The organism is Novosphingobium humi (assembly GCF_028607105.1).
Lineage (GTDB): Bacteria > Pseudomonadota > Alphaproteobacteria > Sphingomonadales > Sphingomonadaceae > Novosphingobium > Novosphingobium humi.
The window spans coordinates 345,356-369,493 of the sequence record NZ_CP117418.1 but is presented as its reverse complement, the minus strand read 5'-3'; the positions used below and the strand labels follow the sequence as shown (position 1 = coordinate 369,493).

Sequence of the window (24,138 nt, the reverse complement as noted above, 5' to 3'; positions counted from 1 at the left end):
CCCGATCCGGGAGCCTGATCCTGTTTGGGCCTTAGAACTTGGCGTCCACGGTCACGCCCACCGTGCGCATCGCCTGCGAGGTCAGCCATGCGGTCTGATAGCTGCCGTTGTTGCTGATCGCGGTGACAAAGCGGGTGTTGAACAGATTGCGGGCAAAGACCGCCGCGCTCCACCGCCCGTCGGCGTCGCGGATGCCGATCTGCCCCCCGGCAATGCCATAGCCGCGCTGGGCCGTCAGCGGATCGCCATTGGCGCTGAAATTGACCGAGCTGCGATAGTTGTAATTGGCCCTGATAAAGCCGGTCATGGAGGCGCTGACAGGCACATCATAGCTGGCATTGACCGAGAAGGTGAACTTCGGACTGTTGGGCAATGTGCGTCCGGTGTTGTTCATGAAGCTGGTGGCCGGAACGGTGGTCGATGTGCCCGGAATAGTGGTGCTGACAAAGCATCCGGGCTGGGCGGAATAGTTGCAGGTGCCATTGGGGAAATAGGCAAAGATGGCGTCGATAAAGGCCATGTTGCCGCCGATGGTCAGGCGCTGGGTCGGGCGGGCGGTAAAGTCCATTTCGACGCCCTGGGTGCGCACCTTGCCCGCATTGGCGATCTGGAGAATGGCCAGGTTGGTGCCGTTGAAGATGAAGGGTGTCGCCACCTGCGTCTGGAAATCCTGAATATCGGTATGGAAAGCGTCAATGTTGAACACCAGCTTGCGGTTGAACCACGCGCTCTTCAGGCCCACTTCATAGTTGGTCGGGATTTCCGGGTTCGAAAACAGCGGTTGCCCCAGCGCATAGCCGCTGACCAGACCGATGCCCGGACCCTTGTAGCCGCGCGAATAGGTGGCATAGACCATCACATCGGGCGTGATCTTGTATTCGGTGCCCAGCTTGTAGCTGAAATTGTCGGCCTTGCGGTTGCTGGGATAATTGGTCTGGTCAAAGGCCAGCGGGGCTGCGCCGGGGAAAGGATTGTCGGTCGGGCTGACCAGCGTGCGGTTATAGGTGATCATGGTCAGATCGTCATGGGTATAGCGCCCGCCCACGATCAGCTTCCAGTTGGCGGCCAGATTGATGTTGCCCTGACCAAACAGCGCATAGTTGAGCGTTTGAATATCGGGCTGGGCCTTGCGACTGTAGATCGCGCTGGATGCGGGCAGGCCAAGCTGACCCTGCTGCGGATAGGCCGCCTTCAGGTTCTGGTTGAAGTAATAGAGGCCCACCACATAATCGACCAGCCCGCGCTTGGGCGAGGCAAAGCGCAATTCCTGCGTCAATTGCTGCTGGGCTTCATCGGCGCCGTTGATCGGGAAGAAAGGCGTGTCGGTAAAGCCGGTGTCGGTGTTGTCATGGATGATCCAGCGGCGGAAGGCCGTGATCGACGTCAGCGTGTAATCGCCGATCGACTTGTTGATTTCCGCCGAACCGCCCCATTGCACCATGTTGAGATAGACCGGCCCGCCCACATTGGTCTTGTGATTATCGAGGCTGGGCACGATATTATAGGCGTTCATGCGCGAGACGACATAATTCGTCGGCGAGGCGCCCGCCGTGCCGACAATCACCGATTGGCAGCAATCCGAATTGTGCTGCCCCCAATCCAGCGCCAGCAGGACCGAGAGATCATCGCTCGGCTTGTAGAGCAGCTTGGTGCGGAAACCGCCCTCGGACTGGCCGCCCAGCGTTTTGCCGGTATACACGTTCTGGATAAAGCCGTCGCGGTGGTTGAAATAGCCGTTCACGCGCCATGCCAGCTTGTCATTGACCGGCAGGTTGACCATCGCCTCCAACTTGGTTTCATTGTCGGTGCCATAGGAAGCGCGGGCGCTGGCCTCGAATTTCTGGACCGGGTTCTTGGTGGTGATCGACACCACGCCCGCCGAACCGCCTTTGCCGAAGAGCATGCCTTGCGGCCCGCGCAGAATATCGACCTGCGCAATATCGGCCAGATCGCCCGTGCCCATGCCGGGGCGGCCCAGCACCACGCCATCCACCACCACGCTGACGCTCTGTTCGGTGCCGTCGGCAAAGGCGAAAGTGCCCACGCCGCGAATGGCAAAACCCTCGCCGCGCACGCTGTTCGATTCGGCGAACTGGACGCTGGGGGCCAGGAAACGGATGTCGGTGATATTGCTCAGATTGGCGGCTTTGAGCACCTCGCCGCTCACCGAGCTGACCGCGACGGGCACATCCTGAAGCCGTTCGCTGCGCTTTTGCGCCGTCACCACGATGTCGACGACGCCGGCATTCTGATCGCCTTTGGCAGGCCCCGTTGCCGCATGGGCGGCCATGCCCGGCAGGCCCAGCATCAGACTGGCAAGCGAAATCGATACGGCGAGTCTGGTTTTCATAATCCGTCTCCCAATATTTTTTGTTTTCAATATATTATAAAGAGAAACCGCCACACCTGCGGACCATTTGGCCCGGACAGACGGCATATCCCCTTGAGAAGTTACTCATCCCCCGCTGCCTGCCTTAATGTATGCAATCAGGGCGAAAGCCCCGATCAACGCATGCAGTTCAGCGCCTCCTTGGCGATGAGGTATTTCAGGTTTATAGCGCTGTCAAACCGGAATCGCTGCAATGTATGCAGGAAATCGATTTTCCAACCATTTTGCGCACAAAGATTCCGATCCTCAGAGATTTATCCTTGATCCCCTCCCGTTTTTCAACCCAAAAGAACCTCTGTGTATACAAATGCAGAGAATCATCGGGCGGAGGAAAGGAAATCGGATATGGTCTATGCTCTTGACCGAAGGGCGATGCTGGGCCTGCTGGCCATCGCCCCAGTGGCGGGCCGACTGCGGGCTGCCGGTGCCGCAAAACTGACTATCGCCACCCGACACGGCATGGTGCGTGGCCGCGTCGAGGACGGGATCCGCGTCTTTACCGGCATCCCCTATGGCCGTGCCGCCCGCTTTCGCCCAGCCCTCGAAGCCCGAAACTGGCAGGGTGTTCTGGATGCCACCGGCCCCGCCTCCGTGGCCCCGCAATTGCCGGGCATGGCCCCCTTTGCGGGCCGCATGGGTGAGGATTGCCTCCATCTCAACATCTGGGCGCCCACCACGGCGGGGCCTCACCCAGTGCTGTTCTACATCCACGGCGGCGCCAATGAGACCGGATGGAGCGGCGAACCGCTGATTGCAGGCGACAGGTTTGCCGCCGATGGCGTGATTTGTGTGACCGCCAATTACCGGCTGGGCGCGCTGGGCTTTATGGAATTGGGCGATCTGCTCGGCCCCGATTATCGGGGCAGCGCCAATCATGGCCTGCGCGATCTGGTTCTGGCGTTGCGTTGGGTGCGCGCCAATATTGGTGCCTTTGACGGCGACCCGCGCCGAATCACGATTGCCGGAGAATCGGCGGGCGGCAAGAATGTCGGGTCACTGATCGGGATGCCTGCGGCCGATGGCCTCTATGCCCGCGCGGCAATATTCAGCGGGGGCGGGCAAACCGTCCACAGCATGGAACAGGCGCAGGAATTTGCGCGCCTCTTTGCCGAAAAGCTGGGCGGAGCCGATCGCCTGCTGAGCGCGGGGGTTGATCAGATCCTGACAGCACAAAAGGCGGCGAAGGCCGCATGGCCGCACAATTTCCCCTTCCGCCCGGTGGTCGATGGCGCAGCGCTGCCCATGGTCCCGCTCGATCGCATCCGCGCGGGCCTGGCGCCGCGCATCCCCATGCTGATCGGCAGCAATGCCGATGAAAGCCGCCTGTTCCTGCCCCCCGCAATGGCCGGGGCACCGCTGGCCCCGCAATCGGTGGCCAATGAAAGCATGGACCGGGTGGCCGCCCTTGATCGCGCCTATGCCCGGACCTTCCCCGATCTGTCGGAGGCCGAGCGCCATTGGCGGCTGCTGACGGCCGAGGAATATGGCATGCCCTGCCTGCGCGTGGCCGAGGCCCATGCCCGCAACGGCGCTCCGGTCTGGCGCTATCGCCTGACCTATCCTGCGCCGGGCGGGCCTTTTAAGGGCCTCGCCCCCCATGTACTCGATGTGCCCTTCACCTTCGATCATCTCCAGACGCAGGGGATGGCCGGTTTCTTCGGCCTGTCCGCCGTTGATCAACCGATGGCCGATGCCCTGCATGGCGCCGTGGTGCATTTTGTGCGCGGCGGTGTGCCTATGGCCAGAGGCCTGCCCGTATGGCCGACCTACACGCCGGAGCGGCGCGCAACAATGGATCTCGACACAACACCTTCTCTTCAGATCGATCCCGACGGAAAGGAGCGAGCATTATGGGATGCTCTTTGAAGCGAAGGGGCGGGAGAGGTTTACGCCTCACCTGACGAAGCAGGCTCTTTGCACGCGGCGGGCTTGTATAAATGCGCGGCAACCGGCAGGCTGCGGCCCTGTGCAATTGCGAAAGACCGCGCATGGCCCCTGCCCCGATGCCTGCCGCCACCAACGTGAGGCGCATTCGCCGCAGCCGCTTCATGGCCGGGGTCGCAATCCATTTTCTGGCGCCCGCCTATATCCTGCTGCTCATTGCCGATGCGGCCATGGGCAGGGCTCCGGGCACATGGGCGGGTTGGTTGCCCCATGCTCTGCGGCTGGGCGGGTGGTTCCTGCTGATTTATGGCTTGGCCTCACTGGCGCTGATCGCTCTGGCGGCGGCGGGCGATCGGCGCGGGGCGCAGCGCGAGACGCATGACCCGGCCGCCCAGAGCCGGTGGGAACTGAGCCAAAGTCTGGCCGGGGCGCGGGACCGTTTCGGCGAGGATGTCGCGGCTTTGCTTGACCAGATTGCCGCCATGCCGCTCGATCATGACGACTCGCAGACCCGCCAGATGGTCCAGGATTTGCAACGCCTGCTCGACGCAGCAGGGGCCGCCCTCGACAAGGCGGACGGGGCGCAGGCCCCCTTGCGCCGCCAGACCGCCGCCGCGCTGGCCACGCTGAAACAGGCGCTGGAGGCCAGATCAAGGGAATCCGGGATTCTTGCTCAGGACAAGGCCCGTACTTTAGCTCATTATGTCGAGCTTAAGTATGGCGAAAAATTCGACTGAAGGATACTTTATCACGTTCCGATTTCGCTAGCGCAGCATTCGCTTTGGGCGTAAATACGGCGGCGGCCGCAACTGCGCGGCTTCTTAAAAAGACACCACAGGATGTCACCCTCCATGCAGAATATGATCGTGCTCGGCGCCGGCGCCGGGCTTTTTGTGTTTGTTCTTGCACTCTTTGCTGCCTCGCGCTGCGTGCGTTATGTCGGCAATAACCGTGTCGCCATTGTCGAAAAACTATGGAGCGGCGCCGGTTCGATCAATGATGGCCTGATAGCGCTGCGCGAAGAGGCGGGTTTTCAGCCCGAAGTATTGCGCGGCGGCTACCACTTTTTCTTCCCCTTTCAGTACCGCGTCCACAGCCAATCGCTGGTGACCATTCCGCAGGGCCAGATCGGCTATGTCTTTGCCCGCGACGGCGCGCCGCTGGCCCCCACGCAGACTTTGGCCAGCAATGCGGCCACGGCTGATTTTCTTGACGTGCGCGCGTTCCTTTCCAAGGGTGGCCAGAAAGGCCCCCAGCGCACCATCCTGCGCGAGGGCACCTATGCCATCAACACCGCGCAATTCGTGATCATCACCCGCGACCAGATCTATGGCCTGATGCTCAACGCCAATGACGGCGAATTGTTTGGCCAGATGCAGACCGTCATCGCCGGGCGAGGCGGCTTTGAGGCCGTGGTCATCAAGGACAGTTCCGACCAGATCGGCATCGTGACCGTGCATGATGGCCCGGCGCTGAACGCCGACCATATCATTGCGCCCGAGGTGGGCACGCAGCAGAGCGAAGAGGCCCATTTCCACAACAGTTTTCAGGACCCGGAAAAGTTCATCGCGGCGGGTGGCCGTCGCGGTCGACAGCTTCAGGTGCTGGTCGAGGGCAGCTATTACATCAACCGCCTGTTCGCCACGGTCGAAATGGTGGCCAAGACGGTGATCGAGGTCGGCCATGTGGGCGTCGTCATCAGCTATACCGGCAATGACACGGGCGACACATCGGGCGAGGATTACCGCCATGGCGAACTGGTCGCGCGCGGATCGCGCGGCGTGTGGAGCGAGCCTTTGCTGCCGGGCAAATATGCGTTCAACACCTATGCGGGCAAGATCCTGATCGTCCCCACCACCAATTTCATCCTGAAATGGGAAGAGGATACCGTCGGCCAGCACAAGTTCGACGAGAACCTGTCCGAAGTCTCGCTGATCACGCGCGATGCCTTTGAGCCCACGCTGCCGCTCTCGGTTGTGGTCCATATCGACTATCGCAAGGCGCCGCTGGTGGTGCAGCGTTTCGGCGACATCAAGAAGCTGGTCGAGCAGACGCTGGACCCGATGGTGTCGGCCTATTTCAAGAATATCGCCCAGAAGAAGACGCTGATCGAGCTGCTTCAGGAACGCAGCGACATTCAGCAGCAGGCGGGCGAGGAAATGCGTACCAAGTTCGGCGCCTATAACCTTGAGCTTCAGGAGGTCCTGATCGGCACGCCGCGCGCGGGCCGGGGCAATGATCAGATCGAAAAGGTGCTGCAACAGCTGCGCGAGCGGCAGGTGGCCGAGGAGCGCGTGGCGACCTATGAAAAGCAGCGCATTGCCGCCGAAAGCGAAAAGGCCCTGCGCGAGGCCGAGGCCAAGGCCAACCAGCAGACGGCGATCACCCAGTCCGAACTCTCGATCATCGTGAAGGAGAACGAGGGCAAGGCGGCCCTGCGTCAGGCCACGCAGCAGGCCGAACAGACCCGTATGCAGGCCAAGGCCGAGTCCGACCGCGTCCGCCTGATCGGCGAGGGCGAAGCGGCCAAGATGATCGCTCTGGCCGCAGCCGACGCCGAACGCATCACCAAGACCGGCCTTGCCACCGCCGAAACCATCGCACGGCAGGCCGAAGCCTCAGGCGGCGCGCATAACCAGTTGACGCGCCAGATCGTCGAGCGACTGGCCGAGGCGCTGGAGAAGTCGGGCGTGGATATCGTGCCCCGGATCCAGATCAACACCGGTTCGGACCATGGCGAAGGAACCGGCGGCGGGCCGCTGGCCGCGCTGATCGGCATGTTGCTCAGCCAGAAGGGGCAGGATCTGCTGAGCTCCAGTGAAGCGGACCGGTCGGTCCTTGTGACGAAAGAAGGCTGATCAGGGAGCCTCCTGAGGGCACGTAGGCTTTCAGGGGGCGCCCGACAGAGCGAGGCCGGGCAAGCAAACATAAAAACATCATGCGCCCTCCTCGCGCCCGCGTCGCGTCATCGGCAAAAATTGATATCGCATATACCAAATGGTTCATGCGCCCCTCCCTGCCGCACGCCATTATCGTCCCAGCGGCGGCTCATGAAAGCCGGGCCGCAGGGAGATGGATCAACATGACTTTTGCATTTCGTCTTGCCGTGGGCGCGATGGCCGGCTTGCTGGCGGGGCCGACAGCGGTCTGCGCCCAGCAGCAACTTCCGGCCCAACTGAAGGGCGAGGTCCGCTCCGATGTGCCGGTGGCCACGCAGATCATGCGCTGGCATATGAATGATGCGGATGTGAACTCTTTCGCCTTCCGCAACATGGATCAACTGTTCACCACGCGCCTTGTCGGCCATTCGGGGGCGCCCTCGCCCCTGCCCAAGGTCGAGCGTCCGATGGATTTCACCTATTCCTTCGGCGGCAAGACATGGACCGCGCAGGAGGCGCTGGAGCGGACCTATACCAACGCCCTGCTGATTATGAAGGACGGGCGGATCGTCACCGAGATCTATCGCAACGGATCGAACGAACGCACCCGTTTCATGGGCTGGTCGATGACCAAGTCGATCACCTCGACGCTGGTCGGCGCGGCGCTGGCCGATGGGCTGATCGCCTCGCTCGATGATCCGATCACCCGCTATCTGCCGGAATTGAAAGGCGGCGGCTATGACGGCGTGACCATTCGCCAGATCCTCCAGATGCGCTCGGGCGTGGATTACGAGGAGCGCTATGATTTCGCCAATCCCGGCATCGCGGCCAGCAACCATATCAACGCGCTGGTCAGGAATGTCGCGCGCTTTGCCGATGTGGCCCGCACGATCAAGCGCAAGTCCAAGCCGGGCGAAGTCTTTGCCTATAAGACAATCGACACGGCGGTGCTGGGCTGGCTGATCGAGCGGGTCAGCGGCGGATCGGTGGCGGCCTATACCGCGCGCAAGCTGTGGGAACCGCTGGGCGCCGAGGCGGACGGGTTCTACATCATGGACGGCGAACCGGGCATCGGGCGCGAATTCAGCGGCGCCGGTTTCAACGCCACGCTGCGCGATTGGGCCCGCTTTGGCCAGATGATGCTGGATCAGGGCGTCATCAACGGCAAGCGTGTGGTGAGCGCCGATTGGGTCAAGGCCGCGCAAACCCCTGCCGGACCAGAAGACGGCCCCGAGGGCGGCTATGGCTATCAATGGTGGACCATGGCCAATTCGCCCGCCTATTCGGCCATCGGATTGCAGGGACAGTATGTCTACATCGATCCGGCAAGCCGCACCGTGGTGGTCAAGCTGAGCTATTTCCCGCCGCAGGACGGCGAGGTCAGCCAGGAAACCTTGGCGTTTCTGGCCGCCGCTTCGGCATGGAAGCCGCAATCCTGACACAATAAAACAACGGGAGGGAAACATGAAACTTCATTCTATGCTGGGGGGCGCTCTTGCGCTCGCCCTTGCCTGCCAATCCGATGCCGGTCTGGCGCAGCAAACAGCCCCCGCAACCGAGGCCGCCGGTCAAGGCGTCGGCGACATCATCGTCACGGCCCAGCGGCGCAAGGAGAAGCTGCAGGATCTGGCGGTTTCGGCAACAGCCTTCGATACCGGCTCGCTGGCCGCCAAGGCGGTGACCAACCTGTCCGATCTGCAAAATGCCAGCCCGGCCCTGTCGATCTCGGATGGCGGCATTACCCAATCGATCAACATTCGCGGCATCGGTCTGGCCAGCAATTCGCCCAGCGTGACGGCCGGTGTCGCCACCTATGTCGATGGGTTGTTCCAACCGCCGATCGTGCAGGGGAACAGTTTCTACGATCTGGCCAGCGTCGAGGTGCTGCGCGGGCCGCAGGGGACGTTGGTGGGGTCAAATTCCACCGGCGGGGCGATCTTCATCAACACGCAGAACCCCCAGCTCAACAAGGGGCTGGGCGGCTATGCGACGGTGGGCGTGGGCAATTACAATTCGTTCCAGTCCGAAGGTGCGGTGAACCTGCCGGTTTCCGACACATTCGGGCTGCGCGCGGCCGGTTTCTATCGCAGCCACCGCAGCTATTACACCAGCGTCGGCCCGGTGCCCACCGATGCGGGCAAGCTGCAGGAGGGCGGCGGCCGCCTGACCGCCATGTGGAAGCCCGGATCGTTTCAGGCCATCGCCAAAGTGTCCTTCAATGACCGCAACACGGGCGGCTATGCCTATCGCCCGATCCTTGGCACGCCCTTTGATGCCTACCGCGTGGGCGACATTCGCACGCTCAGCTTCGATACACCCGTCGCCAACCGCGAGCGCGCCTTTCAGGCCAGCCTTGAACTGAAGCAGGAATTGGCGAGCGGGATCGTCCTGCGCTCGGTCACCGGCTATCAGAACAAGCGGATCAACGCGCTCAACGATGTCGATGCTTCGACCGGGCCGGAGGGCGTTGCGGAAAACTATTTCGCGGGCGAAAAGGTCTATACGCAGGAAATCAACATCATCTCGCCCACGGCGGGGCGGTTCGACTGGATTCTGGGCGGCTATTTCCAGCGCAATGACATCCGCATCCGCATCCTTCAGGATCAGGGCGGTTTTCCCACCGACATCATCGGCGGCAACCAGCGCACGACGACCGGCCTGTTCGCCCAAGGCAATTACGAGATCATTCCGGGCCTTGAGGCGCAATTGGGCGCGCGCTATTCGACCTATAAGGCCACCGGCTATGGCGATGTCACGATCGGGCGCGGCATTCCAGGCTTCCCCACGGGCGGCCTTGCCGTGGCCTCGCTGGCCGGCGAGCATAAGGATTCGCTGGCAACCGGCAAATTCGCGCTCAACTGGAAGATCGACCGCGACAACCTGCTCTATGCGCTGGTCGCGCGCGGGTACAAGCCGGGCGGCTTCAATTCGCCCACGTCCAACTTCGATCCCGAACGCGTGATCAGCTATGAGGCGGGCTGGAAATCGGCCTTCCTGCACAACCGCATCCGCACCCAGCTCAGCGCATTCTACAACCAATACTCCAATTTCCAGTTCAACGTGGTCGAACCCAGCACCGGCTTTTCCGGCGTGGAGAACATCTCCACGGTCAAGATCAAGGGCGTCGAGGCGCAGGTGCAGGGGCGCTTTGGCGGCTTGGGCTTTGACGCCAATGTCGCCTTTGTGGATTCGCATCTGGCCAGCGTGACCTTTGTCAACACGCGGCAATTGGGCGGGGCCAATCTCGGCCCGCAATGCCCGGCGGGCACCCCATCCTCGCCGCCGCTTTGCTTTGACTATCGCCCCTTTATCCAGACCACGGGCGGCGGCCCCAATCTCTATGCGCCGCGCCTGACATGGGGCGGCGGCGTCGAATATGAAATCCCGCTGGGCGGCGAGGTGAGGCTGACGCCGCGGGTGAATTATGCCTATGTCTCCGAGCAATTCACCTATATCGGCTATTCGCCGCTGTCGGACCGGCTCAATCCGCGCGGGCTGTTGTCCGCGATTGTCACGCTCAAGCTCAACGACCGGCTGAAGGTCGAGGCATGGGGCACCAACCTGACGAACAAGCAATATATCACCGGCCAATTGAATTCGAACGAGTTCTATGGCGCGCCGCGTGAGTTTGGGGTCAAGCTGGACGTGACTTTCTGACGGGAACGGCCGGGGCGGCGGCAATCCGCCCCGGCCGACCTAGAGCCGTGCGAGCGACTGGCAGACCTGCCGGACCAGATCGGCCTGACGCCCCACGCCGGTCTTGGCCAGCGCGCTTTTGAGCTGCATCCTTGCCGTGCCCTCGGCAATGCCGCGATAGGCAGCGAAATCCTTGACCGTCATGCCGCCCACCAGATGCGTGGTCAGCATCGCCTCGGCCATGGTCAGCCCGAACAGATCGGCCACCTCGGCCGCATCGATGCTGGGCGCCGTGCCGGGCGAGCAAAGCGCGATCAGCGCCAGCCTGTTGCCCGGACGGCGCCGGTCGGCGGCATCGCGGCGCAGCACACGAAGATGCAGCACCTCGCACGGTTGATCCCCCGCGATGCGGCAAGTGTCCCCCTTTTGCCCTCGGATCGTCTCGCGGACGACCTGTTCCGCCTCGAACGCGCTCAGCCGCAATTTCCCCGATGCGCGCGCGATCTGCGGCAATGTGTCGATCAACCGTTCGGCCGCGGCATTCATCCATTGCAGGCCCAGATCCCGGTCGCAGGCGATCAGCGCGAGGCTCGTGGAATCCATGAAAGCATCGGCCACGGCAAGCCGCGCTTCATACCCCGCCATTTTCGCAAGCAGGCCCGAGACTTGCCGGAAATGCGGCAGAAGCTGGTTGAGAAAGCCCAGATCGGCCTCGGTTATGTCGCGCCCGTCACCGACATGGCGGTGAAAAATCATCGTCGTATGTTCGCCCGGCGCGGTCTTGCACCCCAGCCAGAAGCCCGGCCCCAGCCCGCAGGCCGCCAGACCATGGCGCAGCGCCTCGCGATCGGCGGCGGTAAAAGCCAGGCTGCGCTGATCGCTCTCGATCTCCTCCTCGCCGCGCGGCTCGGTATCGCGGCGAAAGCGGGGGTTGAGCGGTGAATTGGCCCAGGCGTCGTGACGCTCAGCCTGCTGCGTCGACCACGTATCGCGCCGACACAGATAGGGGACAAGATCGTCCTTGTCCGCAACAAGGCCCTGAAACACGGCGCTGGCCACGCCCAGACGCATTTTTATCGCGTCAAGCACGGCGGTCCAGCGCAATTCCTCGCCGACCGCGCCATACATCGTGGCGATGAGTTGGTTGTCATCCACCGGCCAATGCCGCTCCTCTCTGCCTGTCATCGCGCTCTGTGGCGCTTGGCGGCCAAGCTACTCCCATTTTGCAGCCAAAGCGAGATCCGTTACGCGGCATCACCATGGCGCGCGCTAACCTGGCAAAACCGAGGAAAGGCCCCAAGAAGGCAGAGGCATGCTCCAATTTGGCAAAACCCCGGCCCGGCGGCCGAGGCCAAAGGTCTAAACGGCATCCCCCTCAAAAGGAAACGCCCTCGATCATGGTCGTATGGCCCGCTGGCAGCTTTCAGGCCCGGATCAACGGCCGCCCCGCCAGAACCGTGCCCACCCCCAAGACCAAAGCCGCCAGCAGATGGGCGACAAAATCTGTCATCGACATTTCCGCCGGATGGCAAAAGCCCAGCAGGCCAAAGGCCATGAAGGCAATCCCCGCCCCCGCCACGCTCAGGGACCGCCGGGGATTCAGCGACCGCGTGCGGCGAAGGGCGGCAATGGCGACCAGGATCATCGGCGCGCCTGCGGTCAGCACAAAGGTGAAGCAATAACTGCCCACACCTCTTTGAAAGCTGATCAGCCGGGGCGAGAGCGCCATGCTGACCATGGCCAGCACCAGCCATGCCGCCAAGCCGCCCACGATCCACCCCTTGCCCCGGACCCGCCCGCCGGCCACGCTGATGGAAAGGGAAGCGGCGAAAATCGCCAGACCCAGCGTCAGAGACAAAGCCACATTGGCCACCGAAATCGCCGCATGGGCGGCTGACCAATCGGTGTTGAAACGATGCAGCATAAGGGTGGCCATAAAACCGAGCCCCAGCGCCACCGGCCCCCAAACCATCACCCGCCGCCACACCGGCGCCACCCGGTCCACAGGCCGCATATCCTTGGCCAGCACCTCAATCAGGGCTTCAGAATCGCGCATATCAGGCATTCCCATCCTCGCGCAGCCGGGCAAGGGCGCGGTGGAGCAGGGATTTGACCGCCGAAACGGACATCCGGCTCGCGCCCGCCGCATCATCCAGACTCATCTCTTTCAGCTTCACCATTTCCACCATCATCCTTTGCCTTTGCGGCAAACGGCCCAGCAAACGGGCCACTTCGCGTTCATTGCCCCATGCCTCGCCCGGCTCGGCGGCGGCGTGGTCGGGGGCGGCTTCCATGGCTTCGTCATCCATGATCTCAAACCGCCGCGTCCGGCCCGACCGGCGCAGCACGTCAATCGCGCGCGACATCGCAATCGCCCCTACCCACGGCATCAGCGGCCGCGCCGGGTCATAGGTATGGCGCAGGCGATGGATCGTCATCAGCGTGTCCTGCACCGCATCCTCCACCAGATCCTCATCGGAAATGCGCCGCCCGGCGATGCGGCGGATCGAGGGCAATATCGCGCGCAGCACCATGCGATAGGCCGCCTGATCGCCATCCTGCGCCCGCCGCATCCATGCGGGCCATTCGCTTTCGGGGGGAAGGTCGCCGGGCACGCTGGGCCTATCGCATCCTTGGACAAGGCATGGGATCAACCCTTTGCGCGCGCGGCGGCTTCCAGCGCCTTGATCGCCAGATCCTTGGTCAGCACCTGCGGCAGGATCACCGGCTTGCCTCCGCCCGCCGGATAGACGAGGTAAAGCGGCAGACCGGTTCGTCCAAGATCGCTCATCGCTTTTTCGATTCCCGCGTCATAGTTGGTGGAGTCGGCGATCATAAAGGCTGTATCGGTGCGCGCTATCGCTTCCTTGAAGGCGGGCGTCGAGAGGACCGCCTTTTCATTAACCTTGCAGGTCAGGCACCATGCGGCCGAAAAATCCACGAACACCGGCCTGCCTGCGGCGGTCTGGCGCGCGACCTGCTGTGGCGACCAGCGGATCGGGCGATCATCGCGGGCGGCCGTGACGGTCGGTTTGCGCGCCGGGGTTTCAAACGCGGCCCCCGGCATGGCAAAGGCCCCGCCGATCACCGCCAGCCCCGTAAGCGCCGTCAGCGTAAGAGTGCGCGCCGGTTTGCCCGACATGGCGCGGCGCTGGGCCAGACCATAGATCCACGCGCTGAAGCCCAGCAGCAGCGCGCTGCCCAGAATGAAGGGCAGGCCCGCCGAGCCCGTCTGTTCATCCAGAACCCAGACCAGCCAGGCCGCCGCCGCCAGCATCGGAAAAGCCAGCGCATGTTTAAGCGTGGCCATCCACGGCCCCGGACGCGGCAGACGCCGGGCCAGCGCGGGCGAAAAGCACAGCGCGGTAAAAGGCGCGGCCACGCCCACCGCCAGCGCGGCAAAGATCGCAAGGCCCACGATGGGCGGCTGAACCAGCGCAAAGCCCAACGCTCCGGCCATGAACGGGCCCGCGCAGGGCGTGGCCACCACCACCGCCAGCGCGCCCGTCAGGGCAGCCCCCGTCAGGCCCTCGCGCCCGCTGACGCTCTGTCCGGCGCGTTGCAGGCCAAGGCCGATTTCAAACAGGCCCATCAGGTTGAGCGCCGAACCGATCATCACCAACGCCAGCAGCGCGACAACCATCGGCGATTGCAGCTGGAACCCCCAGCCCACCGCCTCGCCCCCGGCCCGCAGCGCCAGCAAAACACCCGCCAGCGCCAGCATCGCCAGCACCGAACCGCCCATGAAAGCCAGCCCTTCACGACGCAGAAGGGCCGGATCGCCCCCCTGCCGCACGAGGCCGAACGCCTTTAACGAAATGATCGGAAAGACGCAGGGCATGCAATTGAGGATCAGCCCGCCCAAAAAGGCGGAGAGAATGGCAACAAGCATCAAAAGCCTCGTAACGACAGAGAGGGGGACCCGATCAGCGATCAGCCGTGCTTGGCTTTCCATTCGCGCACGGCGGCCATGGTCTTGTCGATATGGGCCTGCGGATTGCCGTCAGTATAGCTCAGCAGGATCTTGCCGTCGGGCGCGATGACAAAGGAGGTGCGCTCGGACAGCAGGCGGTCCTTGAAGGTCATCGTGGTCTTGTATTCGGCGGCGATCTTGGCGCCCGGATCGGCGGCCACGGCGAATTTGTCGCGGCATTCCACCTTGGAAAATTCGGCCACGCGCTCAACATTGCCCGCCGTCACGCCCACGACCGTGGCGCCCATCTTGCGGAAGCTGTCGGTGGCTTCGGCAAAGAGATGCGCCTCGACCGTGCAGCCGGGGGTGAAGGCTGCCGGGAAGAAATAGAGGACGACCGGCCCCTTGCGCAAAGATTGGTTGAGCGTGAAATGGAACGTCTTTCCGGCCTTTGCCGCGTCCAGCGTGAAATTGGGCGCGGAGGCGCCCTGCGGCAGGGCGGCAAAGCCGGCAGTGGGAAGCGAGGCGGCCAGCAGCCCAAGCGCCAGCGAAACGGCAAGGTTCTTACGGAATTTCATCTGCTCTGCTCCAATACGAAACCGGTTGAAGGGGATGGGCCTTCCCTTACCCCCTCACATTCCGTTTCGCTGGCACGCGGCAAAAAGTTGCGGTCAAAATCATCCGGTGCAAAATTTTTTCCTTCTTGCCGCAGGTGTGTAGCATATGGCTGAAAGGCAGGATGGAATTTCTTCTCGAAATCATCATCCAGTTTCTCGGTGAAGTCCTTCTGCAAATTTTGGCGGAGAGCTTGTTTGAAGGCGGGCTCGAATGCATCGGCCAACTGTTTGAGCGCAGGCCCAACCGGCTTGTTGCCTCGATTGCCTATGTCTTGTTGGGCACGATGGCCGGAATTGTCAGTTTGTGGATTATGCCTCATTCCCTGATCACCGGACATACGGCGCGGATCGTCGGCACGATTGTCATTCCCTTGTTGTGCGCGGCAGCGATGGTGCCGATCAGCCGGTGGCTGGGCAGGCGCGGCGCGCAACGCGCCGCCGCCATCCGCTTCCTTTACGCATTCCTCTTTGCTTTCGCGATGACGCTGGTGCGCTTCAGGGGCCTGCCATGAGAGAGCGGCGCGCCTGCCTCACTTGGGTCGCACGAATGTCTGGGCCTTTTCTATGCCGAAATGATCGGGCAATTGCGCGCCGGTAAACCCGCTGGTCCCCGCGTCATAATCGAGGGGGAGCATCTGGGCGTTCCACTTCTGCCACTCGGCCTGCATTTCGCGGAATTTTTCCGGCATCCGGTCCTTCAGGTTCGCCCGCTCCTGCGGGTCTTCGACCACGTTGAAGAGGAAAGTGTTGTTCAGGATTTTGAGATATTTCCAGTCGCCCTTGCGACAGGCCTCCTGATTGAGGTTGAGATAGCGCCATGAGAAACTGCGCTCATGCGCCTGATCCGGGCGGCGCAAAACGGGCAGCAGGTTTTCGCCATCGGAAGGGAAGGCCGGATCGGGCGCGGTCCCGGCGGCGGCCAGCAAGGTGGGCAACCAGTCCATGGTGATGATCGGCTGCTCGCTGACCGCGCCCGCCCGCGTCACGCCCGGCCAGCGGATGATGGCGGGCACGCGCAGCCCTCCTTCGAGCAGTTCGGTCTTGCGCCCGGTGAACGGGCCGGTGTCGGAAAAGCGCTCGCCGCCATTGTCGCTGGTAAAGACCACGATCGTGTTCTCGGCCATGCCCAGTTCCTCAAGGCGTTTGAGGATCAGGCCGATCTGGTAATCCATCCGCGTGACCATCTGCGCATAGATCTTCGCGCTGCCCCCGTCGAAATGGAACATGGCCATGGGCTTGCCGCTTTCGTCCAGACGGCGCGCTTCGGCCACATCCTCTGGCCCTTCCCAAGGCCAATGCGGCGCGTTGAAATGCAGCGACATAAAGAAGGGTTTGTCCTGCCGCGCATGGTCCGTGATCACCTCGCGCGCCTTGGCGGCCAGCAGGTCGGTCAGATAGCCCTGCTGGTCGATCTGGCGCGCATCATCCCACAGGTCCGCCTTGCCGAAAGCCTTGTGGGTGAAATAGTCCAGACCACCGCCGCGAAAGCCCCAGAAATGATCATACCCGCTTTGCTGCGGCCCATAATCGGGCAGCGCCCCCAGATGCCATTTGCCGATCAGCATCGTGCCATAGCCCGCCTGGCGCAGCAGCGAGGGCAGCGTGGGGTGGCTGGGCGGCAGGCCGACCGGGCGCTGGCCCAGCGGCTCCTCAAGCCCGACGGGCAGCCGGTTCTGATAGCGCCCGGTGATCAGCGCCGTGCGCGTGGCCGAACAGACCGCCGAATTGGCATAGGCCTGCGTAAAGCGCAGTCCCCCGGCCGCCAGAGCATCGAGCGCGGGCGTGGCATAATCACGCCGACCATAGCAACTGAGATCCGCGAAACCCATATCATCGGCCAGAATGAACAGGATATTGGGTCGGCGTTGCCCCTTGCCCGTCGCCGCTCTGGCAAGTTCGGGCACCAGACCCGCCCCGATCAGAGCCGTTGACCGGGCGATAAGCGAACGTCGCGATAAAGAAGCCATGGCATTTGTCCTTGAGCGAATGATCAGAAATTGCGGCGCAGCGTCACGGACACTTCACGCGGCGGCGCAGGCTGGGCAAGGGTCATGCCCAGATTGAAGAATTTGTTGTTGTAATAGGTCGTGTCGAACAGGTTGCGCACGGCCAGCGACAGGCGCCAGTCCTTGTTCGGAGAATCGAAGGTCAACCGCGCATTGGTGACGCCATAGGCGCCCACCTGCCCTTCGGGATTATCGGCAATTGTGGTGAAATAGGACGATTGATAGCTGTAATCCACGCGCGGGGTGAAAGTGCCGATCCTGGTTTCCACCCCATATTGCGCGCCAAACGCCGCCTTCCATGCCGGGGCAAAGGGCGCGGCATTGGCCAGCGTCACGCCCTGAATGACCACGCCCGCCGCGCTGATCGAGGTCAGTTGAAAATGCAGATAGCTGACGCTGGCGTCGATCAGCATCCCGCCCATAGGCCGCGCCGTTATCTCCAGTTCGGCGCCCTTGTAGCGCGCGGAGCCGACATTGGTGGGCGTGGCGTTGAGCGCGCTGTTGGCCGTGGGCGCGGTGTTGGTGAAGATGATGTTCGAATAATCATTGAGGAACAGCGAGCCATTGACCCGCACCCGCCGCGACCATAGATCGCTTTTAAAACCAATCTCATAGGCGGTAATCGTTTCGGGATAGAAAGGCACCGCCTGTTCGGGCACGAAAGGCCGGGGATTGGTGCCGCCGCCGCGAAATCCGGTCGATACCTGCGCATAGGTCATCAACTGATCATTCCAGCGATAGTCCAGATTGACCCGGTAATCGACCTTGTTCGCCTGATAATGGCTCTGCACCCCGGTCAGCACGCCCGCAGCGGTAAAGGTGGGCACACCGGGCAGGAACGGGTTGTAACGGCGATAGGTGTAGTCCTTGGTGTCGCCGGTATAGCGGATGCCGCCCGTCAGGTTCAGGCCCGAAAGCGGATACAGGATCGCCTGACCAAACACGCTCTTGTTGGTGGAAATCGCGTCATCGTCGGGCGCGTTGAGGTTTTCGAACGGCTTGCCGGGATAAAGGATGTTCGACCCGGCAAAATTATTGTCCGCCCGGTAATAATAGCCGCCCACGGTCCAGTCGAGCAAAGTGCCCAGTGCCCGACCATTGAGGCGCAATTCCTGGCTGAACTGGCGGCTGCGGGCCTGATACAGCGCGGTCTGGGTGGTGATCGGGCTGGCATCGCCGTCAATGCCATAGCTGACATTGGTGCGGCTGTAGCCGGTGATCGAGGTCAGCGTCAGGTTCTCGCCCGGCCGCCATGTGGTCGTGCCGTTGAACGTGCTTTGCAGCAGGTCGTTATGGCTCGGCACGCTGATCGCGGGATGGCTGCCCGCGCCCACCTTGCCATTATAGATGGCCGGGTCGATGAAGGCGGGTGTGGCATAGGTGGCGTAATTGTAATTGGCCCCGGCGGGCACGACAAAGAGCGCGGGATTAAAGGGCGCAAAATAGGCCGCCGAAGTGCTGTTCGCGGCCAGCAGGACCGTGGGCGCGACCTCGGAATTGTCCTTGATCACCGTGGCCGACAGATCGACCGTCCATTGCGGATTGGGCGTGTAGCGCAGGGCAAGCCGCCCACCCCCGTAATTCTTGCCGCCCTCATGGCCCAGCACGCAATGGCCGGAAATGCCCGCCGCCGGAACCCCCGATGACGGATGGAGGCAGCCATAATCAAAGCGCGTCACATAGCCGTCCTGCTGCGTATAAACGCCCGAGGCGCGGGCATAGAGTTTGTCCGGCACGATGGTGAAATCGCCCCCGCCGCGAAAGCTGAGCAGATTGCGCGAACCATAGCCGGCCTCAAGGTAATTCGCGCCGCGCCCGTCGGGCTTGCGGCTGTAGAGTTTGACCGCCCCGCCGATGGAATTCTTGCCCGCCAGCGTCCCTTGCGGCCCGCGCAAAATCTCCACCCGTTCCAGATCAAGCAGGTCGAAATTGGCGCCGAACAGCGAACCGTAATAGACATCATCGACATACATGCCCACGCCCGGTTCCATGGCGATGCTGCTGTCGCTCTGCCCCAGGCCGCGCACGAAGACCGTGACCGCCGGGCCAAAGGCGGCGGCCGATGGTTTGAGCAGGACGCCGGGCGCGCTGTTGCTGATATCGGCAATCTGGTTGATCGAACGCGCCTCCAGCCCGGAGGCATTGATGGCCGTGATGGCCAGCGGAGTGTCCTGCAATTTCTGCGACTGGAATTGCGCCGTGACGACAATTTCAGCAACCCCGGTATCGGGCTTTTTGGCCTCCTGCGCCATCGCGCCCTGGGCGAGCAACAGCGCCCCCGATGCCAACAGGACATAGCGTATTCCAGCAAATTTCGACATGTTCCTCTCCCCTGATCCCGAACTTGCCGTCGGTGATGGCGCGCAGCCTAGGTGGGGCGGACGCGCCTGAGCAAAGGGGGCAGGCCTTGTCATAAGTGACAAGGCAGAGCTTATCGGTTATCCTGCCTTTCATGTTCCGCTTCACCATCCGCCAGATCGAGATATTCCTGAAGGTCTGCGAAGCGGAAGGCTTTCGGCGGGCCTCCGAGGCTCTGGGCATTTCCGAGGCCGCGATCAGCCACCAGATCTGCCTGTTGGAGGAGCAGTTGGGCGGAGCGCTGTTCCGCCGCCGCAGGGGGGCGGCCATCCAGTTGCTGCCCGAAGGCGAGGCATTTCGTGATGCGGCGACCCAGTTCGTCCGGCAAGGGCTGGCGCTGGGGCAAAGGCTGGCACCCTCGCCCGCCGCACCGACCTGCATCACCATCCACACCGGGCCGCATCTGCTCGAGGATGCCCTGCGCCCGGCGCTGCCCCAATTCCTGCGCCGGCATCCCGAAATCAACCTCAATCTGGTGATTCCCAAAACCCGCAAATGGCTCAAACAGGCCATTCTGGCGGACAAGGTTCAGGGCGCCTTGCTGAATGTGAAATCAGCGGAGGAATTGCCCCATTCGCAGGCGTTGGCGCAAACCGACATGGGCATCTATGCCTGCCCCACCATTGCCGCGCGGATCAGGGCCGACCCGGCGCAGCCGATCGACCTGATCCTGCCCAACAGCGACCATCCCGATGCCGCATCGCAGATCCGTTATTTGCGCCATGCCGGGGTAAATTTCCGCATCGCGGGCCATTATCCCTTTCACGACGTGGCCATCCGCATGGCCAGCGAGGGCGCAGGCGCGCTGGTCGTGCTTTCCAGCATCGTGACCTCACTCGATCCCTCGGGCATTCTGGAAGAGGTCCAGAAACTGGGCGTGTGGCAGACGAGGCTCTACCTTTCCCCGCAACTGGCACGCGACCATGCCGAGGCCCTGCGCGGTTTTTTCACCAAGGCGGCGCAGAAGTTGAGCGGCCCGGCCCCGGACGCCTGAACGGCGGAACGAAGTCGCTGCAAAAATGGCCTTGCGCAATCCTTTGCGCATGATAGCCTATCGCTCATGAAATCGCCCCCGAAACGCACCGTCCGTCTCCGGTCCCTCGCCCCGATCCTGCCCCTCCTTGCCCTGAGCGCGACACCGGCCAAGGCATCGACCGAGGCAGAGCAGTTGTGCAAAGGGCTTGAGCAGCGCACTTTGCCCGATCTTGTGATCGAAACGGCGCTGGCGCATCCTGCCGGCCCCGGCCCTGCCGCGCCCGTACCTCCCGGCATGACCCCGCCCCCTGCCCCGATCCTGCCCGCCCATTGCGAAGTGATCGGCCATACCGAACAGCGCGTGGGGTCCGATGGCCAGCATTACGCCATCCGCTTTCACCTGCGCCTGCCCGAGGCATGGAACGGCGGCTTTTTCTTTCAGGGCGGCGGGGGCAGCGATGGCGATCTGGGCGATGCGGTCGGGGCCATGGGCGTCGCGCCTCCGGCGCTGGCGCGGGGCTATGCTGTGCTGTCACAGGATTCAGGCCATGACAACAAGGCCAATTTCGACCCCAAGCGCGGCGGCACTCTGGCCTTCGGTTTTGATCCACTGGCCCGCATCAATTATGGCCATGCCTCGCTGCAAAAATCGGTACTGGCCGCGCGCAGGGTGATCGCCGCCCGCTATGGGCAAGCGCCAAAGCACAGCTATTTCGTCGGCTGCTCCAAAGGCGGCCAAGAAGGCATGGCGCTGGTCCAGCGATACCCCACCCTGTTTGACGGCGTGGTGGTGACGGCACCGGGCATGTCGCTGCCCCGCGCGGCAATTGGCGAGGCGTGGAACACCAAGAGCTTCAGTTTCTCGGCCGCCAATGGCCATGGCCCGCTCACCCCGCTCAATATCGCGCAGGGCTTTTCCGATGCCGATTTTGCCCTTGCGCGGCGGGCCATGCTGCGCGCCTGCGACAAGCTCGACGGGCTGGCCGACGGCATGATTTTGGCGGTGGGGCAATGCACTTCGGCGCGGGTCCTGCCCGCCTTCAACGCCATCCGGTGCAAGGGCGCCAAAACCAACGCCTGCCTGACCGGCGAGCAGATCACCGCCCTGCAGCGCGTCCACGATGGTCCGCGCAATGCCAAGGGGCAGAACATCTATGCCGGGTTCCCGTGGGACGCCGGATGGGGTGCGGCCGATTGGCGCATCTGGCAATTGGGGACGGCGGACGGGCGCGTTCCCTCGCTCAACATGCTGATGGGGGCCGGGGCGCTGGCCTCGGTTTTCTCGGTGCCGCCACAAGCTTTGGCCCCCGGCGCCGAAGGCGGTCTGGCGTTTCAGATGGCGCTCGATCTGGACCGGGCCGAACAGGGCATTCTGGCGCGCGGCGGCGATTTCGCCACATCGGGGTGGGAGGATATTTCGGCCCGCTCGACAGACCTTTCGGGCTTTCTGGGCCATGGCGGGCGGCTGATGGTGCTGCATGGCGGGTCGGACCCGGTGTTCTCCATCGCCGACACGCTGGATTGGTATCGCGCGATGCTGGCGCGCGGGGGCGATGCGGCGCGGGCCAATACGCGCTTTTTCGCCGTGCCGGGCATGAACCATTGCACCGGCGGCCCCGCCACCGACCAATATGCCGCCTTTGACGCCATGGTCGCATGGGTCGAACAACAGCACACGCCCGAAAGGATCATCGCCCGCGCTGGCCCTGCGTCGCCCTTTCCGGGACGCGAGCGGCCGCTTTGCGCCTTCCCCAAGATCGCCCGCTATCGCGGCCATGGCGACCCGGAAAAGGCGGAAAGCTTTGTCTGTAGCTGACGATCAGCGCGCCCGATAGAAACGGATTACCACCGAGGGATGCGCGGGATCCTTGCCCCCTTCCAACCGGCTGATCCAGGCGCCATGGTTGAGCCAGCCATAGCGCCCCATCGGCGCTTCAAACCGGGGCTGGGTGAAGGCGGGCGTGAAAGGCTGGCCCTTTTCAAGGCAGAACTGGCCATGGTTGACCACGTTGAACATCACGCCATCGTCGGTTTGCAGGAAATAATCGGCATGCAGGCTGCTGCATCCCGCAGAAGTCTGCAATTGCCAGTCCCATCCACCCGGCACCACCTTGCCCTTGATGGCGGGGCCGGAGAATGTGCCGCCGATGATGGGGATATAGCCGCGCTGGCCAAAGGCGGTGCCGCCGACCTCGACACGCGGGGCGAGCAACACCTCGGCCTCGAACATGAATTCCAGTTGCGGCGCGGGCGGCGCGCCTTGCGCCGCCACAGCCACCGGCGCCAGCGACAGGGCCAAAGCGGCGATTTTCAGAACAGGCACGATTAGAGTCTCCCAACGGTTGCGATTGTCGGCTATGGTAAGACAAACGTTTGTGCATTCCAAGGATGACTGAGATGGCCAAGAACATTTTTGCCGCCGACCGGCGGGCCGCCCTGCGCTGGATGACGAGCGCGGCGGCCGCCATGCTGCCGGGCGGGGCGCTCTGCGCCAAGGAGGCGCGCGGAGCGGCCGGCCTCCCCTTTGTCGATCCGGAACTGCGCGAGGCGGCCAAACAGATCATCGCCATGACCAGCGGCTTTTATCCGATGGGCCCATCCAAATTGCCGATGCTGCGCGCCGCCATTGCCAAGGCACAAATGCCCGATCATCCCGCCGTGCCGATCCGCACCGTTATGGCGCCGGTGGGCAAGGGACTGGGTGAGGTGAAGCTCTATGTGCTGAATGAAAAGCCCGGCGCCCCGCCCCGCCCCGCCATCCTGCACACCCATGGCGGCGGCTTCATCACCGGCTCGGCATTGCTGGAAATCGGCGGGCTGATCGATCTGGCGCGTGAACTCGACTGCGTCATCGTCTCGGTCGAATATTCCCTCGCGCCCGAAGCGCCATGGTCGGTGTCGATGGAACAGACCTATGCGGGCCTGCTCTGGCTGCACAATCAGGCCACCGCGCTGGGGGTGGACCGGGCGCGGATCGCGGTGGCGGGCGAAAGCGCGGGGGGCGGCCATGCCGCGCTATTGGCCCAGACCGCGCGTGATCGCGGCGAAGTGCCGGTCGCGTTTCAATGCCTGATCTATCCGATGCTGGACGACCGGACCGGATCGACATGGAATCCCGCGCCGGGGCTGGGCTGTATCGGGTGGGATGGGGATGCCAACCGCTATGGCTGGCGCGCCTTTTTGGGGCAAAGGCCGGGTCAGGCGCATGTGCCGCGCCGCGCGGTGCCCGCCCGCGCCCTCAGCCTCAAGGGCCTGCCCCCCGCCTTTATCGCGGTGGGCTCGATCGACCTCTTTGCCCGCGAGGATATCGCCTATACCCAGCGCCTGACGGCCAGCGGCGTGCCCGCCGAACTGCTGGTGCTGCCCGGCGCGTTCCACGGGTTTGACAAGGTGATGCCCGGCGCATGGGTATCGCGCCAGGTGCTGGCCGCGCGATCAGCGGCCTATCGGCGCGCATTCAGCCTTTGATCCCGGTTTTGCT

General features: G+C 63.2%; 18 protein-coding genes. 9 read left to right on the top strand and 9 right to left on the bottom strand.

Annotated elements, in window-relative coordinates; translation table 11 throughout:
* Window positions 1-31: 31 nt before the first annotated feature.
* Window positions 32-2,350, bottom strand: a complete 2,319-nt coding sequence (locus PQ457_RS17615) for a TonB-dependent receptor (RefSeq protein ID WP_273620153.1) — start codon at window positions 2,348-2,350, stop codon at window positions 32-34.
* A 384-nt stretch (window positions 2,351-2,734) separates the two neighbouring features.
* Between PQ457_RS17615 and PQ457_RS17610 the strand changes: the two genes are divergently transcribed.
* The 5 genes from PQ457_RS17610 (at window position 2,735) to PQ457_RS17590 (ending at window position 10,809) form a co-directional block, all read left to right on the top strand.
* A complete protein-coding gene (locus tag PQ457_RS17610) occupies window positions 2,735-4,255 on the top strand; it encodes a carboxylesterase/lipase family protein (RefSeq protein ID WP_273620152.1) in 1,521 nt (506 codons plus the stop codon).
* 122 nt (window positions 4,256-4,377) lie between these two features.
* Window positions 4,378-5,010, top strand: a complete 633-nt coding sequence (locus PQ457_RS17605; RefSeq protein ID WP_273620151.1) for a hypothetical protein — start codon at window positions 4,378-4,380, stop codon at window positions 5,008-5,010.
* Between the two features lie 114 nt (window positions 5,011-5,124).
* Entirely contained in the window at window positions 5,125-7,131 is a 2,007-nt protein-coding gene (locus PQ457_RS17600) for an SPFH domain-containing protein (protein WP_273620150.1), read from the top strand.
* 224 nt (window positions 7,132-7,355) lie between these two features.
* Window positions 7,356-8,591 (top strand): serine hydrolase domain-containing protein, encoded by a 1,236-nt coding sequence (locus PQ457_RS17595; protein ID WP_273620149.1) that lies wholly within the window; start codon window positions 7,356-7,358, stop codon window positions 8,589-8,591.
* Between the two features lie 25 nt (window positions 8,592-8,616).
* Window positions 8,617-10,809, top strand: a complete 2,193-nt coding sequence (locus PQ457_RS17590) for a TonB-dependent receptor (RefSeq protein WP_273620148.1) — start codon at window positions 8,617-8,619, stop codon at window positions 10,807-10,809.
* Window positions 10,810-10,848: 39 nt separating this feature from the next.
* On the opposite strand, the gene PQ457_RS17585 is transcribed toward PQ457_RS17590, so the two are convergent.
* The 5 genes from PQ457_RS17585 to PQ457_RS17565 all read right to left on the bottom strand — a co-directional run bounded on the left by PQ457_RS17585 (window position 10,849) and on the right by PQ457_RS17565 (window position 15,279).
* On the bottom strand, window positions 10,849-11,943 hold the full coding sequence (locus PQ457_RS17585) for a helix-turn-helix transcriptional regulator (RefSeq protein WP_273620147.1): 1,095 nt from the start codon (window positions 11,941-11,943) through the stop codon (window positions 10,849-10,851).
* A gap of 268 nt (window positions 11,944-12,211) precedes the next feature.
* A complete protein-coding gene (locus PQ457_RS17580; protein ID WP_273620146.1) occupies window positions 12,212-12,844 on the bottom strand; it encodes an NrsF family protein in 633 nt (210 codons plus the stop codon).
* Window position 12,845: 1 nt separating this feature from the next.
* A complete protein-coding gene (locus PQ457_RS17575; protein WP_273620392.1) occupies window positions 12,846-13,361 on the bottom strand; it encodes a sigma-70 family RNA polymerase sigma factor in 516 nt (171 codons plus the stop codon).
* 77 nt (window positions 13,362-13,438) lie between these two features.
* On the bottom strand, window positions 13,439-14,680 hold the full coding sequence (locus PQ457_RS17570) for a protein-disulfide reductase DsbD family protein (protein WP_273620145.1): 1,242 nt from the start codon (window positions 14,678-14,680) through the stop codon (window positions 13,439-13,441).
* A gap of 41 nt (window positions 14,681-14,721) precedes the next feature.
* Entirely contained in the window at window positions 14,722-15,279 is a 558-nt protein-coding gene (locus PQ457_RS17565; RefSeq protein ID WP_273620144.1) for a peroxiredoxin, read from the bottom strand.
* Between the two features lie 161 nt (window positions 15,280-15,440).
* On the opposite strand from PQ457_RS17565, the gene PQ457_RS17560 reads away from it, so the two are divergent.
* The gene (locus PQ457_RS17560) at window positions 15,441-15,830 is read left to right on the top strand and encodes a hypothetical protein (RefSeq protein ID WP_273620143.1); all 390 of its coding nucleotides are present in this window, start codon (window positions 15,441-15,443) and stop codon (window positions 15,828-15,830) included.
* Between the two features lie 18 nt (window positions 15,831-15,848).
* On the opposite strand, the gene PQ457_RS17555 is transcribed toward PQ457_RS17560, so the two are convergent.
* Both PQ457_RS17555 and PQ457_RS17550 read right to left on the bottom strand, forming a co-directional pair.
* Entirely contained in the window at window positions 15,849-17,285 is a 1,437-nt protein-coding gene (locus PQ457_RS17555) for a sulfatase family protein (RefSeq protein WP_273620142.1), read from the bottom strand.
* A gap of 23 nt (window positions 17,286-17,308) precedes the next feature.
* The gene (locus tag PQ457_RS17550; RefSeq protein ID WP_273620141.1) at window positions 17,309-19,645 is read right to left on the bottom strand and encodes a TonB-dependent receptor; all 2,337 of its coding nucleotides are present in this window, start codon (window positions 19,643-19,645) and stop codon (window positions 17,309-17,311) included.
* Window positions 19,646-19,776: 131 nt separating this feature from the next.
* Between PQ457_RS17550 and PQ457_RS17545 the strand changes: the two genes are divergently transcribed.
* Together PQ457_RS17545 and PQ457_RS17540 are read left to right on the top strand one after the other, a co-directional pair.
* The gene (locus PQ457_RS17545) at window positions 19,777-20,676 is read left to right on the top strand and encodes a LysR family transcriptional regulator (RefSeq protein WP_273620140.1); all 900 of its coding nucleotides are present in this window, start codon (window positions 19,777-19,779) and stop codon (window positions 20,674-20,676) included.
* A gap of 66 nt (window positions 20,677-20,742) precedes the next feature.
* Window positions 20,743-22,473: a tannase/feruloyl esterase family alpha/beta hydrolase gene (locus PQ457_RS17540; RefSeq protein WP_273620139.1), complete on the top strand. Its 1,731-nt coding sequence runs from the start codon at window positions 20,743-20,745 to the stop codon at window positions 22,471-22,473.
* A gap of 3 nt (window positions 22,474-22,476) precedes the next feature.
* Here the strand turns inward: PQ457_RS17540 and PQ457_RS17535 are convergent, their stop codons facing one another.
* A complete protein-coding gene (locus PQ457_RS17535) occupies window positions 22,477-22,980 on the bottom strand; it encodes a DUF3237 domain-containing protein (protein ID WP_273620138.1) in 504 nt (167 codons plus the stop codon).
* Between the two features lie 74 nt (window positions 22,981-23,054).
* On the opposite strand from PQ457_RS17535, the gene PQ457_RS17530 reads away from it, so the two are divergent.
* On the top strand, window positions 23,055-24,125 hold the full coding sequence (locus tag PQ457_RS17530) for an alpha/beta hydrolase (protein ID WP_273620137.1): 1,071 nt from the start codon (window positions 23,055-23,057) through the stop codon (window positions 24,123-24,125).
* Window positions 24,126-24,138 lie beyond the last annotated feature (13 nt).